A 17,380-nucleotide genomic window follows, 5' to 3' on the forward strand; every position below is an offset into this window, starting at 1 on the left:
CAAAATAAAAAACCACAGACATGGTCTGTGGCATTTAAGGGAAATGCATTTACTCAGCTTTCTTTTCTACGATCTGAATTTCTAATCCTAATCCATCTAATGTTTTTAACAATGTATCAATGGTATAAGTCGATGCACTGGTGACTCTTGAAAATTGTGTATAATTCAGATTTTCTATTTTTTCACATGCTTGACGGTAGGTTAAATTTTGTTCTTTTAATTTCTCTTTAACTTTTGTAGCAATGATTTTTTTAGGAAGCTGCAACATAATATAATCTCTTGGTATATCAAACTTTTCAGTTAGTTTATAATTTTTCATTACGGTTGTAGTCTCCTTTTAGAGATATCACTCTCTAAAAAATTATTATTGATTAACCTATATACTTTTCTTTCGATAGAGATGTAGTTCTCTAACAAACTAATTGACGCAGGGTAAATCAAAAACTTCTTCTAAATTTACTATTGATTAATCTATACTTATCTTTCGATAGAGATATAGTTCTCTACAAACTTCTATTATGAAGTAGGGTAAATCAAAACTTCTTCTAAAATTTATTATTGATTAATCTATATTCTTTTTTTTGTATAAATATAGTTCTCTACAAACTTCTATTGAGACGTAGGGTATATCAGAAACTTCTTTTAAAATTTCATTAAATATTAAGTGTTATTCGATTTCCTCCCCAAAATAAATATTCAAGTATTATTTAAAATTTTTATAAACACATCCTTTTGTATTTTGTTAGTATCTCTTATTAATCTTTACACATTTACAATTTCCCAAACTTTTGTAATTAAGTTAAATCAAATATGTTTTAAACTTCATCTATATTTTTTTAGGAGGGGAGGTTGAGAAAAACTGTTGTTTCTCTCAACCAGTTAAATTTATAGGATTTCAAAATTGTGTAGAAGATAATTTGAGTCATCTTCTAAACTAACAATCAACTTATAGTATTGGTCATCTTGGTACCCTAATTCCCAAAGATGGTGACCAATTTCTGTGACTTCAATTCCACCTTCTTTAAAGTGTACTAAGCTTTCAAGTTGAATCAGTCCAAATTCATCAACTGGTGCTAGTATTTTAAACACTACGCTCCTTTCATTATCAATTTTTCTTTCTAGTTTTTCACTACATGCCTCTGTAATCTTGATACTTTCCCAATCCATAAAGGATCCCCCTAAAAAAGATATATAAGAAGTAGTTTTTCTTGTAGGAAAAATTACTTTTATCACATATTCTCACTATGCTAAGCTTATTCCTTCAAACATTCAAAAGCTTACAAAAGTAGTTATTATTCTTCAAATTCCGGTGCCTGTCACTCCCCGATATTTGTCGAAGATTGATAGGTTGTCAGATAGCTAAACAGTGATAGAATGTAGTTGCAGTTCCATATTGTTGGGGTGGTTGGTTGTCGGTCTTCTTTCCGTAATTGCGGAAGGAGGTGATAATCATGGAAACATTTCTTGATATTCTACGAGAAGTTCTGAAGGGAATTGTGCGAGAAGTAACCGCATATTCTTTTCGGAAGAATGTTCTAGAAAACGAGAAAACCACCCTGCGCCGTCGTAAGCAAAAGGGTGGTTCAGATAAAATATAAACAATGACAACCACTAGCCTGACGGTAGAAGCTGCATGGAGAAGTGTTACCAGCACTTCTCTTTTTTATTATATGTCCATTATACAAAAAATTATTCCAGCTGAGAAGGGATTCGATCTCATTCTAGTCGCTTTACTCCGCTGATTATTATTGAGGATTGATAGGCTTTTGTGTGTATTTGGCAAGTGAAAAATGTATCAAACGGCAATTAAAAATGTGCTCCTTGCTTATGAAGTGGAATGTACCCTAATTCATCTAAAACTAATAAATCTAGCTTTTCAATCTGCTTGAATAAACGGCTCAAAGTTCCTTTCTCATTAGCGTCTAGTAATCTATTTACTAATCCTGCTACGGTATAAAATTTGATTTGTTTGCCATATTTATGTACGGCATTTAATCCTATTAAAGTAGACAAAAAGGTCTTACCAGTACCTACACCACCATAGAAAATTAAATTCTCTTTTTTCTCGATAAATTTACCATCAAATAAATAGTCCTTTGTCAAACCTTGATTATACTCAATTTCATCCCATTTAAAAGGTACACTCGGTGCTTTTGGTAATGATGCTTGACTCAATAATAAATTGATCCGGCGTTCCTCCCGTTGTTGTATCTCAAGTTCCATTAACTTTAATAGATACTCTTCATTGGAAGTAGCCTGGACCTCCTTATAATTTTGCCGGATCCAGCTCAATTTTAGTCTCTTCACATATTCTTGAATCGTCGATTCCATTAAGATACACCGCCTTTTTGAAAGAGCTGATCATAATGGTTTGCGCCTCTAGTGGCAGGTGGCATAGATGGAACCGTTCCTTTTACTTGAATTTCCTTTCTCTGTCCACGACCATTGATTAGTTGATAGAATACTTGTTTAATCGAATCAACCGAAGGATGCCCACTTTCTGAAGCACTGTTAAGGGCTTGAGTAGCGTAAGTAAAATCATGTTCTTTTAACAAAACAGATAATAAACGTAGGGCTTCTTGTTTCTCATAAACGGTACAATTCTCTAAGTAAGCTTGCCATTCTTGAGGCAATTGTTCATAAAAGCTTGTGTATTTAATGGCTGTTGGTCTTTTTGCCATCAGATTTAAGTATGGTTGCCATTCCATTGATTTCTTCTGTTTTCCATACAGCCTTGTATGGCAAATTATGAGTTCATGCTTCTGAGTTAATATCTCTACTTTATCAAATGATATTCTTGCCAAAACTCCACATTTAGCAAAACGAGGAGAGGTAGAGTAGAGCCTATTATCTGTACCTTTTCTAGCCTCTAGCGGTAGGGCTGCATCATTTACCACCTCATACAATTCTACTCTCATCTTAGATACATAATCTCTTACAGTACGTTCTGGACCTTCAAAATCAAACTCATTTACTAGTTGATCAAATATTCTTTTAGCTGTTCTACGGAACTTCTTCTTTTTCTTTAAATCCTCCTTAAGCCATTGATCTATTATTGGCTTTACGGAATCCATGACTCGGCGTTTTCGCACTTGCTTTTGTCTTGTTTCGTTCCAATCTTCTTTATCAGCATTCCTTTAATGGTTACAGGAGTACTTGTCATACATATGAAAAAACGAGGAGGTGTAGCATATGCGTACAAGGAAGTGGTGGGCCCTTGCAAAAACCAGGTGCCAGGCACCATCCATCGAATTTCCAATCTGCCTCGTTAGTCTTATGTGGGCCACAAGAAAGTCAAATAGCAGTTCACAAATTATATATATTTATTTTGAATCCAGAGAGGGATTTTTTAGATTTTACTTACCTCTTTTGTAATATAACTGCCCGTTAGCGTGATAAGGTTGAAGGAATTTAGTACTGGCAAACTTGGAGCAACTGATTTTCTACCTTGTTTATTCTTACAAATACCTAGCATAAGAACTTCGTTAGTGAGACTTTGTTATCATTTTGCTTAGTGTATACTACCATGTAACCTTCTCTCTATTTGCAGAACCCTTTTTAATGGGGACTCTTCCGTTGATACTTGTTGCTCTCAACTTTGGCATTAGTGGCACTGAGTCATGGCAATATTCAAGAATCCTAAAAACTTGAAAATCCATATGGTAATTTCTTTTGGATAACATCTTCAATGTGAGAAACATAAAATGTACAGTACATTTTATGTTCCAATTATTTTAATAAAGGATTTTGGACCTGTGTAAGCATATTCGTTATGGGTCAAAGTATTTAAGGTTGTTCCAATATTCTCAATTCCAATGCTGCTAAAATACTTTCCCAACGTATTTTCCTGATATGGAAGTATAAATTGCCCTATTTTGGAAATAATTATACGAAATTGAAGAATATTATTCATAATGGACACAAAATGTACCTAAAGTTAAAAATATATTTACTTTATAGATTTCATATGTTATGTTGCTAATAATTGGAGGTGACTATTTTGGATAAAACTATTGTTCGTTTACAACAAATTGAATTGATTAATTTTAAGAATGTAGAGAACGGTACCGTTATGTTTCCAAGCTATATGAAACAGGACTACTTCAATAATAAGGCTGAAATAATTGGGCTTTACGGTCAAAATGGTTCTGGAAAGACTGCCCTTGTCGACGCCATGTGGATTCTTAAACACGCATTAAAAGGAGAAAAACTTCCATCAAATACGGTTGACTATATTTTACAGACATCATCTTCATCAGAATTAAGATTTATATTTAATTTAGATCATCAAGATGAGAAGTTTCTTATTTATTATGAAATTGAATTGAGTAAGATTGATGAAGATAGGATAAAGATCACAAAAGAAAACTTATCTTATAAGAAATTCCAAAACGGAGAGTGGAAGAGCAAAGCTGGGATTATTGACTATAATTTAAAATACAAAGAGAGTATATTTAAGCCGATAAAAAATTTCAAACTTTTAACTGCGAATAATTCCGATAAACATATTGAATTAGGTGTATCTAAGAAACTAGCAGAGAAAAATACCAACTCTTTTATTTTCAGTTCTGAAACTGAAGAAATCATTAGAAATAGTGAATCATTTAAGGAATATACAAATATAATTTTGGCCCTTAAATACTATGCCAATCTAAACTTGGTTATTATTAAAAATGATCATGCCGGAATAATCAACATGAACTTACTTATTCCCCTAAGGTTTAGATTAACCGACAAAACGAGTGTTACTCAAGGAGATTTAGGGATTGGATTATCAAAGCCATCTGTAGTGCCAGAACAAGTGTATCAAGTTGCAAAAAAAGTTACTGCTCAGATGAACATTGTGTTGGGAACTATCATTCCTGGACTAAGTATTGATATAAAAAACCATGGGAAGGAATTAAAGGAAGAAGGAACAGAGGGTGTAAGGATTGAGCTTGTCTCCGTAAAAGGTGGTTTAAGTATACCTTTAAGATATGAATCAGATGGAATAAAAAAGATTATTTCAATGTTAAGTACACTCATAGCATTGTTCAATAATCCAGCAGTTTGTGTGGTTGTTGATGAACTCGATGCCGGTATTTATGAATATCTTCTTGGTGAAATGTTGCAAATTATTAACGAGAGCGGAAAAGGGCAACTGATATTTACATCTCATAATTTAAGGCCTCTAGAGATGTTAGATACAAATTCGTTAGTATTTACAACAACTAATCCAAAGAATAGATACCTTAGATTTGCCAATGTGAAGAGCAATAACAATCTACGAAATCTCTATTATAGGAGCATTAACCTAGGTGGTCAAAAAGAGAATATTTATGAAGAAACCAATAGTTTTGAAATTAGTCGCGCTTTCAGAGTAGCTGGGAGGGTGATTAATGAAAACTAAAAAGATTATTCTGTTTATTGTTGAAGGGATTTCTGACCAGACAACGCTTGGTCTTATTCTTTCGAAACTTATTAAAACAGAAAATGTGATGTTTCACCTTGTAAATGGGGATATTACTACAGATAAATTTACTACTGTAGCGAATGTAAATATTAAGGTTAATGATCAAATTAAAAGTTTCCTTAGTCGATACCATTTTAAAAAATCAGATTTACTAAAAGTTATACACTTAATAGATACCGATGGTGCTTTTGTAAGGGAGAATTATATACAAGAAGACGATGTTGATGGTTTTATATATTCTCCTGCCTTTATTAAAGCTAGAAAAGTCGAAAGTGTTCTACAACGTAACCAGAAAAAGAGCGCTATACTTAATAAATTATGCACTTGTTCGAAAGTATCAGATATACCCTATTCTATGTACTATTTTTCATGTAATTTAGAACATGTATTACATAATGAATGTAATATGGATGACAGTAAGAAAGATGAGGTTGCTAGTGAGTTTACGGATAAATTTTTTGGAATAGAAGAAGAATTTGTTGAGTTCATAAGAAATGATGAATTTGCTGTTCCAGGTGATTATAAAGAAACATGGGATTTTATTAAAAGGGATAATCATTCACTTAAACGACATTGCAATTTCCATCTTTTTTTTGATTAATACCGGTGCCTGTCACTCCCCGATATTTGTCGAAGATTGATAGGTTATTAGATAGCTAAACAGTGATAGAATGTAGTTGCAGTTCCATATTGTTGGGGTGGTTGGTTGTCGGTCTTCTTTCCGTAATTGCGGAAGGAGGTGATAATCATGGAAACATTTCTTGATATTCTACGAGAAGTTCTGAAGGGAATTGTGCGGGAAGTAACCGCATATTCTTTTCGGAAGAATGTTCTAGAAAACGAGAAAACCACCCTGCGCCGTCGTAAGCAAAAGGGTGGTTCTAAAAATAATCTACTTAATACAACCATCACCCTGACGGTAGAGGCTGCATAGGAGAAGTGTTGGTAGCACTTCTCTTTTTTATTATATGTCCATTATACACAAAATTATTCCAGCTGAGAAGGGACTCCATCTCATTCTAGTCGCTTTACTCCGCTGAGGATTGATAGGCTTTTGTGATATATTTTCCGTATTATTTATTTTTTTCTAATAGATAGTGCAGGATTTTGAATTATTTTGTAGAAATTTAGTATAGAAATACTCATATTGTATCTTCATCTACAAACCACGAAATCACACTTTATTCCTTAACCTCTCGCAAGTCATTTCTAATTTATCCATGTATTATTTTGAAAATAAAGTTACTTTTGGAGGCTGTTTTATGACGGTTAATGTTTCAAGTATAGGTTTAAAAGGACTTGAGGGTTATCGGGTTCATGTGCAGGTGAGAATATCTCCAGGTAAGGAATCGATGGTGATCGTAGGGTTGCCAGATGCTTCTGTCAAGGAGTCAAGAGAACGGGTGATAGCTGCTCTTAGTCACTTTGGAGAAGACGTAACAGATCAAAAGGTTGTCGTTAATCTTTCACCGCCTGAACAAAAAAAGAATGGACCGTTGTTTGATTTGGCAATCGCGATTGCTTCCTTAAAGGAACTAAAGGTTTTTAAGGAAGAAATCAAGCAAGATACTGCGTTTATTGGTACATTAGCACTCGATGGAACGATTGAGAGTGCGGAGGGGTTACTGCCAGCATTACTTGCAGCGAAAGCGCTTGGTCTAAAGCTGCTCTACATACCGGATGATCCATGGATACCGATTAACATGCTGCAAGGATTGGAATTAGTTGTCGTAAATCATATTAAAGAAGTGGTTCAGCACATACAAGGACAACAAAGTCTTTCATTTCTTTCTAAACCTAGGACTAAGAAGCAAGCACCGCAATTTTCTGAAGCAGTTCAAAAGGATTTTTGTCATGTTATTGGTCATGAACAGGCAAAACGGGCATTAGAAATTGCAGCGGCTGGTGAGCATAATGTACTAATGAGCGGTCCACCAGGCTGTGGAAAAAGCCTGCTGGCTGAAACTTTTCCCTCCATTCTTCCTTCCCTAACAAATCAAGCTCAACTAGAAGTGATGAGTCTTTATCAACTAGCAGGAGAAAAACGAAGTTATGACCAAGCCGTCCCATACAGACACCCTCATCATTCCGCCTCTTCTGTGGCAATTATTGGTGGCGGTTCCAGTCCCCGACCTGGTGAAATTTCACTGGCCCATCGTGGTGTGTTATTTCTCGATGAAATTGCGGAATTCACAAAAAAGACTCTAGATATGCTCAGACAGCCACTTGAAACTGGCAAGGTAACGATAAGCAGAGCACATTCTACCGTAACTTACCCATCTTCGTTTATCCTCATTGGTGCAATGAATCCCTGTCCTTGTGGTTATTTTAATTCAAATTATCATTACTGTACCTGCTCGGTTAAACAAATTCAAAGCTATCGGAATCGATTATCAGGACCAGTACAAGATCGAATTGATATTCTATTATCATTAACATCGATCAATTTAGACCATCTGTCAAAGGTTGAAGAATCGTCCATGCAAATTCGCGAGCGAGTTGAACATGCACGCCTATGCCAATTTGAACGCTATCAGTCTGAAATAACAAATGCTAAAGTTCCATTTGAACAGATTTCCAAAACTAGCCCGTTAACAAATGAGCAGCAACGAATACTTACAAACGTAGCTGTTAAGCAAAATTGGAGCAACCGGGTCCAAATCAAAATCATTCGCTTGGCTAGAACCATTTCAGACTTAGCTGGAGAGAGCAGGATTACTGACAATGCAATTTGGGAAGCGATGACACTACGACGCTCAGGTTCTTCTAAACAACAGAGTATTGCGAGGGAGACATAATGGCACGTCCACAGAGAGTTTGGATTCATCATCGGTTTTATCATATTGTTTGTCGTGGTAATCGCCGTGATCCGTTGTTTCGAAACGCTGCTGATTTTCAAGCCTTTTTCCATATCCTTCAACAGCTCCATGAGAAAATACCGTTTGAAATTGCCTCCTACTGTTTAATGACCAATCACTATCACCTTCTCATTCGCTCAAAAGACGCTTCTTTTTCAAAGCTCATGGGATTAATTAACAAGCGCTATGCCAATTATTACAATACCAAGTACCGTTTAACAGGGCATGTCTATGAAAAACGATTTTATGACAAGATGATTGAAGATAAAGAAGGAATGCTAGAAGTCAGCCGTTATATTCATTTAAATCCAGTAGAGGCAAAAATGGTCAGGAGACCAGAGTATTACCCTTGGAGCAGTTATCATTTGTTTAAGAACCCTCAAACCGTAGCACCGTCCTATATAAAAATGGAGAGTCTATTAGATTATTACCTTGGAACCATTGAAGAGAAGAAAGAAAAGTACTGCCAAACTTTACGTATCTAAAATCGGTACCTGTTACTCTTTAATACTATGAATGATTGATTAGTCTTGGATTGCTTCGAACGTAATGATTTGATTCATATCGTCAATATCTAGCTTTATTATAAAAGATGTAGAGTGATGTTATTGGATATACCACTTTATATAGAAACGTTTTTTCATTAAAGGATTATTGGGCTAGTCTAGAAAGACTTTATTAATTGTTTCGCCCAATGGATATGAGGGTAATGTATGAATGAGGAGTTGATGATAATGAATAAAAAAATTGCTGTTTTAGTAACGAATGATTTTGAGGATTCCGAATATGCCGTACCTGTACAGGCCTTTAAGGAAAAGGGTGAGGTAACCATAATCGAGATGGAAAAGGGTAAAACCGTAAAAGGAAAGCAGGGGAAAACCGAAGTCGTTATTGATGAAAGCATTGATGATGTATCCCATGAGGAATTTGATGTACTTTTCATTCCAGGCGGATTTTCACCAGATATTCTTCGAGCCGACGAGCGTTTTGTTCGTTTTGCAAAAGCATTTATGGATGCTAAAAAACCTGTGTTAGCCATTTGTCATGGACCTCAGCTGCTTATTACAGCGAAATCGCTTGAAGGGCGTGACATAACAGGCTATAAATCGATTCATGTTGATTTAGAAAATGCTGGCGCTAATTTACACGACAAGGAAGTAGTCGTTTGCCAGAACCAGCTGGTCACAAGCAGACAGCCGGAAGACATACCGGCATTTGTGCAAGAATCATTAAGAATAATAGGATAACAGTTAGGCAGAAGGGGCTCCTTCTGCCTAATGTTTTTTATTACTGGTGCCTGTCACTCCTCGATTAAAAGACAGGTCTAGGATATGGCGCAGCTATGGTGTTGGCGGTTTTAATATTTTTGAAATGGGGTTATTGGTTTTCACTATTGTAATTGGAGTTTCTGCCTGGTTATTAGGCGTCAATAATAACCAGGGTAGATGAGGTTCAACAAGTAAGGGAAAAAAGATCTAATCCGCACTTAGTAAAGTTTAAAAGTGGTAAAGTGCCATAGGGACGTTTCATAAGGAATGGGCTATTGCACCTTTCGGTGTAATAATCCATTCCTTTTTATGTTGATTTAAGATAATGATAATAAAGTCCATTAACGAGAGTTCAAAATTTAGGGTCAGTCCCCCATTGCATTAAAGCGATGGGGGACTGACCCCTTTTTTACGGCTAAAGTTTAAAGCAGTAAATTATAAAGGTGATGATAAGTATATATATACACCATCCATGCCTATGGTATGAGGCGATGATGTGTTATTTTTTACATATAGGGAGAGAACAGGCCAAGAAAACCAGGTAAATCATCCAAATGGTAGTTGTCAATGAACAACAAGCTGCCAGCCCTTCAAATGATCCAAATCATCAATATTAGAGAGCTAAACATACTTTTAAGAAAGGCAACATATGTTTTCGTTTTTGGTATAATAGTATTTTTACTAAATAAACTTGGATTATCTATATTTGTTAGGAATGTTAACATTTTATATGAAAAGAAGAGAGATAAAAGCAGGTGAATAATATGAACAAGTGTGAGCGCTGTGGGTCTAATAATACGAAAGTTCATTTAACAATGGATGAGGGTACCATGCATTTATGTATGGATTGTTATAACCAACTCCTATCTGAGGAACTTGAAGTTGATTTGGAGCCACTGATTGAGTCTTTTTCATTGAAGGATTATCAAGGCATTAGCCGTACCTTTATTGTGGAAAGACGACTAGACCCCTTGGGAATTTTCCTTGAAGCCGTGGAAAACATAGATTTTGGCTACAAATTTGCGGTATATGGTGATTTAAATGATAACCAGTTTGTATTATTGAATAAACTAATTGAAAAAGTTGGAAAGGGAATAGGGAAGCAGCAAGTGGAAAGAAAGGTTTTCCCTAATGGACAACCTTACAACACCATTATTGATGGCCAATTCACAGGCCTAATAGAGTATGATGAAACTGCTGACGGAACTCCGCTTATAATTATTGATGGAAAGCCATATAAATGGGGGGAAGTTGGAAAAATGCTAATGGCCTATGAGGGTTTTCAAATCAAGCTAAAAATGGTTGAAGTTACTGATGATGTCGAGTGAAGCAATGGGTACACCGCCTTATTTCATAAGTTCAATTTATATAGAGAAAGCCCAGACCCAGGCCTCCTGTAGTACGGATAACTGCTCTATTATGAAATTTGTTTCATATGTTGAGTAAATTATTTTCTCCAATGACTATGTGGACGGTTCTATTGCACTTGTTCGTGAAGTTTTTAAGGGGATTATGCGGGAAACAACGGCACATTTAGTGGGACAGCTTTGGTGTTTTTTTTACAATTCCTGCACTTATTATTTGGAAAAACCTTGAGATTACTGGATTTATATAAAAACTAATTAAACGATTAGTTAGTTCTGTAACATGGTTATATTTGCAAAAATTTGTACTTTGCTAGTTTCTATTGTCACTTTTGAAGATAATTCCAAAAACCACAACCACTATACGACAATTAATTTTCTTGAAAACAGGCAAAAGTTCGTTTGATTAGAGGGCTTAAGCACTATTTAATCAAACATTTAATTAGTTAAAGCTAATTTAACCAAACGATTGATTAAATTAGCTTTAAGTACTGTTAAACCTGAGTTTGTCCTCCTTGGTGGTTATGGAATTTGTCGAGAAGGGGTTCTAGTAAAAAGCTAGGAAACTTTGGATGCAAGGGAAGAGGGGTCTAGCAACTCGCGTGCAAGACCCCTTCCTTTACACAGGTTTGAATTTCTCTGTTACTCCCCAAGTTTTCACGAAGGTTGATTGTTTCCTATACTATTTACTTGCCAAATCGAAATCAAAATATCCTGCAGAAGGTGGGACACCATTTACTAATTCATTCATAAAAAGCGAAAAGATAATCTTATCTGTTTTTCCCGCTTGAGTTATTGATTTAGAATGTTGTTAATCGCTTGAATAGCAGCCTTTGGAGGATCATGGTCATCCTTACCGATGCCTATTGGGTACTCTTCTGAAATATGTCGGACTTTACCAGGGCTGTTATTTGCAAATGCTTGGATGGTCCCATCTTTATAATAGAAAACCTCAATGTAGTACAATTGCCCTTGATTCTCGAAGTTTCTCCATATATTCAATTTTACAATTTCACTATTTTTCTTGTTCAACTGCTAACCCTCATATCGCACATTTTTTTTGAAACGATTTTCATTTATATATCCTATCTGTTTCATTTATTTTTCCAATGCTGGAACGAGTGTCTTACTTTCATTTGTCCTTTTTTTGATCAGTGAGCTCCTGTTCGAATAAAGTGTCAAAGTCTATACAATCGTAGATTTTTACAGTAAGTTCTCCTGGCGGTATGTCTAAGCCCTTCGTAAGTTTAAAGATGGTATAGAGTGATGGAGCTTTTAGGTTTCTTTCAATTTCACTTAAATAGCTCCGATCTAAGTAGATTTCATTCGCTAGCTCTTCTTGCGTCATACCTTTTGCTTTTCGTAAGGATCTAATTACTTTTCCTATGTAAATGGTCTTTTCTTTCAAGAGAAATTCTCCTTTTTATGACCATTACAAACCTAGGAATGTATTTTCTCCACGGGCTATAGCCCACAAAATGCCTCGATTACTAAAAAATAGGTTCACTAATTTAGTGATCTTTGTTGTAATCCGAATGACCGCTTGCCAGACTATTTGGTTTAATAGAATGAAATCCCTTATAGGGGCACGGATTTTTTTCTTGTATTTTAGAACGGTGCATTCACTCTATAGAAAACTTGATTTTCCATTTCCATCATAAATTCTGAAGCTTTTATTCCAAGTCCGGAAGCAAGGGCTAAAATGGTATATAGACTGGGCAGTTTAAGATTTCGTTCAAGAATACTAATATAGGATCGATCTAACCCGCTCAGGTCCGCAAGTTCCTCTTGCGATAATTTCCGGTCCTTTCGCAGTCTTTTTAATGCCTTGCCAAAATCTAGGTGCGAATCATTATCCACCAAGGAACTCCTCCTTTGAATAGTAGATTTCATTTTTCTTCTTCTTCTAAAATGTCAAAATTATACTTGCCTGATTTCTCCTTAAGAAGCTGATGCCTTTTTGGCGGTTCCAGATATAAGAGGAGGGGACTAGCTTGAATTCCTCTTTCCTTCGTGAGTCGTTTTAATTGATTGGCTGTTTGAAGTTTATTGTTAAAAGCAGTTATTTTTGCATCGACAAGCAGGAAATGACCGTTGCTCAATTCTACCTGTGTCTTGTTGCCGATTGCTTTGATGTTGATAATATGGTCGGGATTAAACCAGATGCAGTCTTGTTTTTGTGGGGACTTGCTCGGAAAAAGGCAAACGCTTTGATAGGGATTTACAATGATTGGACATTTAACCGTCTTATTAAGAATGTGTTTTGCTCCAGCTATTGCACCCCGTAAATCAAAGCCTATGTATGTTAATGTATCGTCCAATAAATGTAGTGGAGGTCTGTCCACCAGTAAAGTCGTTTTTTCTACCATGATTCTGGAACATAGCTTTCCATGTTGATCATATTCACCCATCACAAGTATCACTTTCTTATCAATAAAGAAATTTTTAATTATAATAGTACTCCGCTCCTTTAGTGGTAAAAATTTGAAAAAGTTACCTTACAAATCTATTAAACGCTAATCGGGACTTTTTTACTGCAGACTATAGTAAACAGGATTCGTCATAATTCGAGTGAATTTTGACAAAAATACGACATTTTTACGAATTGGTTCGTTTCATATCCTGAATGACATTAAAATCCTTTATTCATTTGGCTGCAGCCAATCCCAGTCTGGATTTATGCCATCTATAAAAGTATAGGTTATAGGCGTTGTAGTCCCCATTTCAGATATCTTTTCCAAATAGAAGGTCATGAATTTGTTGTTTAAGATTCCATAAAAGTAGGCGATCGGATTTTTTACAAGATTGGTCCTTTTTATTTTTCGAATCAGTTGTCTAAAAGCCTGGATGGAGATGTCTAGTATATCTTCTAGGTCATTCTTACACTCAAAGCGAAAAGCAGTAATTTGCACCATGTGCCAATATTCTTCAATGGTTTTTGCATCCGTGAAAAAGTATTTTACCAGCTGGACAAAAGGTTGTGGTACTGTGCTGCTTACATAGGAATAGTCTAATGTTGACGGTTCTTCGTAACGTTTAGTTATCTTTTGATTATTTGTTTTTAAAAGATTACTAGTTTCATATTGGTGGTTCATTTTTTCCTCTTTGGGTAGTTCATTCGATGGAAAACGATTAAACTGATATAAATTGCTAGACTGCGAACCGTTTTTCCTTTCGGTTTCAAAGACCGTAATGATCCCAAATTCCCTTGCTTTCAAAATCATCCGTTTAAAGGTAGACCTTGATATGCCGTTATCATGGTATTGTGCGTGAATTGATTTTAAGATGGTTCCGATTTTGGCATTGCATACGCCGGGAACTTTGGCGGCAAATCGCACGAGCCTTTTTAATCCCACCAGCTCCCCTTTAGTAAAATCACGCTTGTGTTGTAATGACCACATTTCCATATGTTGATTAAATTCCTGTAGGGAACTAAATTGTGAGAACTGCTTAAATTCTTCCGTATTACCCGATTTTATACTCACGATTACTAACACCCTCTCATCAGCTTGTAGGCTCTCGACCAGCACTTCTACAGTAACAAGATTGGCTGAGTAAATCGAACTGCCCTATTCTACTTTTGAGGGCATTTTTAGGACGAAACGTCAAAAAACGCCCTCAAAAATGATTTTTGAAGGCGTTTTTTGCATTTTGGGTCGATTTTCAATTGAATTCGGTTGCCGAAGGAGCGGACCATGGGGACGGTTCTAATGGATTTTAAAAGATATGGATATAATTCCTATTAATGTTAAAATGGTGGTTAGAAATACTTATGAAACTTATTGGAAGAAGGGGTAGTGTTGAGTTTTTTAAGTCTTTGGCCTCGGCGGCTGTAAAACAAGTAAATAAGGTTAATAGTTTTGAATTTGTTAAAAATAATGCTCCAAATGAAATTGTTGTTTACATAATGAAGTGAAAGTTGTTAAAAGATTTTATTATAATCCAACAACCGTAACTTTAGAAGAGTAATCGTTATGGGAGGAAATATGGAAAAGTTCATCAATTTAGATATTAGTGAAATTGAGATTAAAAGTGTCTCTCTTAAGCATAACAAAGAAGATTATGAGCATCTATTAAATAATTGTACTGGAGGAAATAAGCTAATTATTTTCACGTACAACCTTAATATAAAATTATTTAAAAGTATCTTAACTAAACTAAATGAAGATGCTGAGATTATTTTAGTATTTAATGGCTCAACGAACGGTATTAGTAAGGATGAGATAAAGAAAACGGAATGGTTTTTTAAGGAACTATTAACATTACATACAGAAAGAAAATTAACTACTTACCTTACTTATTTTAATCACGCTAAATTTATCCTTACGGATCATTATATATACCTGAGTTCGGCAAATTTTTCCGAAGGCTCTAAGAATAACTTAGAGTTTTCTATCATCGGTCAGTATAACAATCGTGTTGAAGAAAGAATAAGAGAAATCATTCGTTATGTAAGCGAGCACTCCATTAAGATATATCTGGATGAAAGTGATAATACCTTGAGTTTACGTTCAACTCTAATCAGTCGGAAGACGTACAAAGAGATTATTGATGATATGAGAAAATTCAAAGGGTACCTTAACGGTTATGTTTCTGATCTAGATGATAATGATTACTGGAACCTCGGCGCAATTACTGGAAACATTGAAGAGGAATTTAAACAAATACAGGAAAGATTAGTAGATTCCCAAGATGTTATTGAAGAATTGTTAAAAGAAATGAAAAGTTATTGGGATGAGATAGAAGAGAATGAAGAAGAAGACGAATATATAACTGAAATGGAAGATGAAATTGAAAGTGTCCAAGTAAAATATAGAGAAGAGAAACAAACTTTAGAGGAATTACTGGTATCAATAGAAGAAATATATCAGAAAGAATGGAGTAAAGTATTTGAAAGAGAGAGTATCAGGGCAAATTCGGACGGAATACTCGATAGTGACCAAATCAGGGTACATGCAGAAGAACAAACCGTGTTTGAATTTAAAGAGGTACTTCGTAAGAATACTTACTTAATAGATAAAAAGTTAATTCCTTGTTTACAATCAATAAAATCTATTGTGGATGAAGCTACATCCCTAGCAGTAGAAATATATGAGTACTATTTGAAATTAGATAATACTGATGAAGAAAATCTCATTTTTGCCTATACAAACCCTGCGAAGTTTACTAAGCATTTAGAAATTTTAGAGGACTTGAAAAGTAAAATAAAAATATAAGAGCTTGCTATTTGGATTTTTTATTAAAGGCGCTTTTCGGAAATATTGTTGCTAAAATTGATTGAATGCGGATTTCATTGTGACAGGACAAGCCTAAAAGGGTTATCGGCCATTCAATCAAATGTTTGATTAATAGATTTGGAGTTAATTAAACGTTTGATTAGATATGCATTACGTGCTGCTAATGCTGTGTTTATTCGTCCGTGGAAGCAGGAAAGTTATCGAAAAAATCTTATAGTGAAAAGGAAGTGGTTTCTCACATCTTGTAATGTAAGAAACCACTTCTGCCAGCAACGTTGAATGGCAGTACCATTGCTTTTTGTATTTTTCTCAAGAAAAAAGGACTTTAAAGGTCCTAAAAGCGGTAGTAATCGATGACTCTCCGCAGCGTCTTCCTTATGAAAATTGATTAATGTTAATACCATTTTTTAATAAGGCTACTAATTGTGTTTGTAGTGTCCATGTAGCAAGGGCAACTCCATTGGAAAAAACGATGTGATTTTTTGCAGGTAGTCCAAGTAAACTATTTGCGGAAAAAGCATGACGTAATGCTGTTTCCCCATAAATAGATTCTTGTAGAAATTGCTCACTTCCTAAAACGAAATTCCAAACATCCTTTTCAGTCGTAGCACGTTCAACTTTTTTAACAATGCCAGGACCCCACAAAGTATGAACTTTCTCATTTATCTCAATCAAGTTTGCTTGAACGAGGTAGTTGTATCGAACTAAAACAGGGTGTTGTTCCGTTACACTAACAGTTATTTCTCGATAGTCATCCCCATCATATGCTTGCACCGTTAAATTAACCATCGGTAGCTTCTCTGGTCCATGAATCAAGTCAACAACGGTTGCTGATGTGCCACCCAATGTCATGACCCTATCACCTTCTTGGGTTTTGCTATCATAAATAGTTAACGTTTCTACATTCTTAATTTCGCCATTCGCCAAAAGGATCGGTGTTCCCTCTGCAAAGCATCCATCCGGCGGCATAGTCGGAAGCCACATCCTCTTACGCTTTTTCTCTTCTTCTTCTAAAAATTCATTTTCCTGAGACAATCGTAAACGTTCACTATATCTTGTCATATGATCCCCCTATAAAATTAGCGAAATATTCACACTAAACAAATTTATTATAAGTTATCGTTAGGATACCTGTCACTCCAAAAGGGACTGTCCGCCTTTTAATTAAACTATTAGTTAAGAAGAACTAGTTGTGAATCCT

18 protein-coding genes and 1 pseudogene are annotated in these 17,380 nt (G+C 35.3%); 9 read left to right on the forward strand and 10 right to left on the reverse strand.

Annotated features, from left to right (window positions below; all coding sequences use genetic code 11):
• Nucleotides 1-49: 49 nt before the first annotated feature.
• The gene (locus tag ABC255_RS02160) at nucleotides 50-319 is read right to left on the reverse strand and encodes a hypothetical protein (protein WP_412991133.1); all 270 of its coding nucleotides are present in this window, start codon (nucleotides 317-319) and stop codon (nucleotides 50-52) included.
• A gap of 566 nt (nucleotides 320-885) precedes the next feature.
• Entirely contained in the window at nucleotides 886-1,167 is a 282-nt protein-coding gene (locus ABC255_RS02165) for a hypothetical protein (protein WP_412991134.1), read from the reverse strand.
• A 284-nt stretch (nucleotides 1,168-1,451) separates the two neighbouring features.
• On the opposite strand from ABC255_RS02165, the gene ABC255_RS02170 reads away from it, so the two are divergent.
• Complete coding sequence (locus ABC255_RS02170; protein ID WP_412991135.1) at nucleotides 1,452-1,598, forward strand: hypothetical protein; 147 nt, start codon at nucleotides 1,452-1,454, stop codon at nucleotides 1,596-1,598.
• Nucleotides 1,599-1,815: 217 nt separating this feature from the next.
• Here the strand turns inward: ABC255_RS02170 and ABC255_RS02175 are convergent.
• Both ABC255_RS02175 and ABC255_RS02180 read right to left on the reverse strand, forming a co-directional pair.
• A pseudogene (locus tag ABC255_RS02175) lies at nucleotides 1,816-2,331 on the reverse strand (ATP-binding protein); the annotation flags it as partial.
• Nucleotides 2,331-3,092, reverse strand: coding sequence for a hypothetical protein (locus ABC255_RS02180; protein ID WP_412991136.1), 762 nt, complete (start codon nucleotides 3,090-3,092; stop codon nucleotides 2,331-2,333). The gene ABC255_RS02180 and the pseudogene ABC255_RS02175, both read right to left, overlap by 1 nt.
• A 908-nt stretch (nucleotides 3,093-4,000) precedes the next feature.
• On the opposite strand from ABC255_RS02180, the gene ABC255_RS02185 reads away from it, so the two are divergent.
• The 7 genes from ABC255_RS02185 (at nucleotide 4,001) to ABC255_RS02215 (ending at nucleotide 10,906) form a co-directional block, all read left to right on the forward strand.
• A complete protein-coding gene (locus tag ABC255_RS02185; protein ID WP_412991137.1) occupies nucleotides 4,001-5,389 on the forward strand; it encodes an AAA family ATPase in 1,389 nt (462 codons plus the stop codon).
• Nucleotides 5,379-6,053 carry a hypothetical protein gene (locus ABC255_RS02190; RefSeq protein WP_412991138.1) on the forward strand — a complete coding sequence of 225 codons (675 nt, stop codon included), beginning with the start codon at nucleotides 5,379-5,381 and terminating at the stop codon, nucleotides 6,051-6,053. The genes ABC255_RS02185 and ABC255_RS02190 overlap by 11 nt, the downstream gene beginning before the upstream one ends.
• A 147-nt stretch (nucleotides 6,054-6,200) precedes the next feature.
• A complete protein-coding gene (locus ABC255_RS02195; protein ID WP_412991139.1) occupies nucleotides 6,201-6,386 on the forward strand; it encodes a hypothetical protein in 186 nt (61 codons plus the stop codon).
• Nucleotides 6,387-6,714: 328 nt separating this feature from the next.
• Nucleotides 6,715-8,250, forward strand: coding sequence for a YifB family Mg chelatase-like AAA ATPase (locus ABC255_RS02200; protein WP_412991140.1), 1,536 nt, complete (start codon nucleotides 6,715-6,717; stop codon nucleotides 8,248-8,250).
• Complete coding sequence (locus tag ABC255_RS02205) at nucleotides 8,250-8,795, forward strand: REP-associated tyrosine transposase (protein WP_412991141.1); 546 nt, start codon at nucleotides 8,250-8,252, stop codon at nucleotides 8,793-8,795. The genes ABC255_RS02200 and ABC255_RS02205 overlap by 1 nt, the downstream gene beginning before the upstream one ends.
• A gap of 249 nt (nucleotides 8,796-9,044) precedes the next feature.
• A complete protein-coding gene (locus ABC255_RS02210; RefSeq protein WP_412991142.1) occupies nucleotides 9,045-9,557 on the forward strand; it encodes a type 1 glutamine amidotransferase domain-containing protein in 513 nt (170 codons plus the stop codon).
• Nucleotides 9,558-10,342: 785 nt separating this feature from the next.
• On the forward strand, nucleotides 10,343-10,906 hold the full coding sequence (locus tag ABC255_RS02215) for a DUF7713 domain-containing protein (RefSeq protein WP_412991143.1): 564 nt from the start codon (nucleotides 10,343-10,345) through the stop codon (nucleotides 10,904-10,906).
• Between the two features lie 828 nt (nucleotides 10,907-11,734).
• Here the strand turns inward: ABC255_RS02215 and ABC255_RS02220 are convergent.
• The 5 genes from ABC255_RS02220 to ABC255_RS02240 form a co-directional block, all read right to left on the reverse strand.
• A complete protein-coding gene (locus ABC255_RS02220; RefSeq protein WP_412991144.1) occupies nucleotides 11,735-11,974 on the reverse strand; it encodes a hypothetical protein in 240 nt (79 codons plus the stop codon).
• 100 nt (nucleotides 11,975-12,074) lie between these two features.
• Nucleotides 12,075-12,350, reverse strand: coding sequence for a helix-turn-helix domain-containing protein (locus ABC255_RS02225; RefSeq protein WP_412991145.1), 276 nt, complete (start codon nucleotides 12,348-12,350; stop codon nucleotides 12,075-12,077).
• Nucleotides 12,351-12,550: 200 nt separating this feature from the next.
• Nucleotides 12,551-12,802 carry a helix-turn-helix domain-containing protein gene (locus ABC255_RS02230; RefSeq protein WP_412991146.1) on the reverse strand — a complete coding sequence of 84 codons (252 nt, stop codon included), beginning with the start codon at nucleotides 12,800-12,802 and terminating at the stop codon, nucleotides 12,551-12,553.
• A 29-nt stretch (nucleotides 12,803-12,831) separates the two neighbouring features.
• Nucleotides 12,832-13,398, reverse strand: a complete 567-nt coding sequence (locus ABC255_RS02235) for a competence protein ComK (RefSeq protein WP_412998456.1) — start codon at nucleotides 13,396-13,398, stop codon at nucleotides 12,832-12,834.
• Nucleotides 13,399-13,584: 186 nt separating this feature from the next.
• Nucleotides 13,585-14,427, reverse strand: a complete 843-nt coding sequence (locus ABC255_RS02240; RefSeq protein WP_412991147.1) for a hypothetical protein — start codon at nucleotides 14,425-14,427, stop codon at nucleotides 13,585-13,587.
• Nucleotides 14,428-14,928: 501 nt separating this feature from the next.
• Here ABC255_RS02240 and ABC255_RS02245 point away from each other — a divergent pair.
• Entirely contained in the window at nucleotides 14,929-16,158 is a 1,230-nt protein-coding gene (locus tag ABC255_RS02245) for a phospholipase D-like domain-containing protein (protein WP_412991148.1), read from the forward strand.
• Between the two features lie 396 nt (nucleotides 16,159-16,554).
• Here ABC255_RS02245 and ABC255_RS02250 read toward each other — a convergent pair whose 3' ends face one another.
• Nucleotides 16,555-17,241, reverse strand: a complete 687-nt coding sequence (locus ABC255_RS02250) for a Hint domain-containing protein (protein ID WP_412991149.1) — start codon at nucleotides 17,239-17,241, stop codon at nucleotides 16,555-16,557.
• Between the last annotated feature and the right edge of the window lie 139 nt (nucleotides 17,242-17,380).

This window comes from Neobacillus canaveralius, from assembly GCF_047237705.1.
Taxonomy (GTDB): Bacteria; Bacillota; Bacilli; order Bacillales; family Cytobacillaceae; genus Neobacillus; species Neobacillus niacini_K.

Excerpts from the sequence above, each read along its gene's own strand:
- ABC255_RS02160 (WP_412991133.1), bottom strand. The coding sequence starts at position 319 with ATGAAAAATTATAAACTAACTGAAAAGTTTGATATACCAAGAGATTAT.
- ABC255_RS02165 (WP_412991134.1), bottom strand. The coding sequence starts at position 1,167 with ATGGATTGGGAAAGTATCAAGATTACAGAGGCATGTAGTGAAAAACTA.
- ABC255_RS02170 (WP_412991135.1), top strand. The coding sequence starts at position 1,452 with ATGGAAACATTTCTTGATATTCTACGAGAAGTTCTGAAGGGAATTGTG.
- ABC255_RS02190 (WP_412991138.1), top strand. The coding sequence starts at position 5,379 with ATGAAAACTAAAAAGATTATTCTGTTTATTGTTGAAGGGATTTCTGAC.
- ABC255_RS02195 (WP_412991139.1), top strand. The coding sequence starts at position 6,201 with ATGGAAACATTTCTTGATATTCTACGAGAAGTTCTGAAGGGAATTGTG.
- ABC255_RS02200 (WP_412991140.1), top strand. The coding sequence starts at position 6,715 with ATGACGGTTAATGTTTCAAGTATAGGTTTAAAAGGACTTGAGGGTTAT.
- ABC255_RS02205 (WP_412991141.1), top strand. The coding sequence starts at position 8,250 with ATGGCACGTCCACAGAGAGTTTGGATTCATCATCGGTTTTATCATATT.
- ABC255_RS02210 (WP_412991142.1), top strand. The coding sequence starts at position 9,045 with ATGAATAAAAAAATTGCTGTTTTAGTAACGAATGATTTTGAGGATTCC.
- ABC255_RS02215 (WP_412991143.1), top strand. The coding sequence starts at position 10,343 with ATGAACAAGTGTGAGCGCTGTGGGTCTAATAATACGAAAGTTCATTTA.
- ABC255_RS02245 (WP_412991148.1), top strand. The coding sequence starts at position 14,929 with ATGGAAAAGTTCATCAATTTAGATATTAGTGAAATTGAGATTAAAAGT.
- ABC255_RS02250 (WP_412991149.1), bottom strand. The coding sequence starts at position 17,241 with ATGACAAGATATAGTGAACGTTTACGATTGTCTCAGGAAAATGAATTT.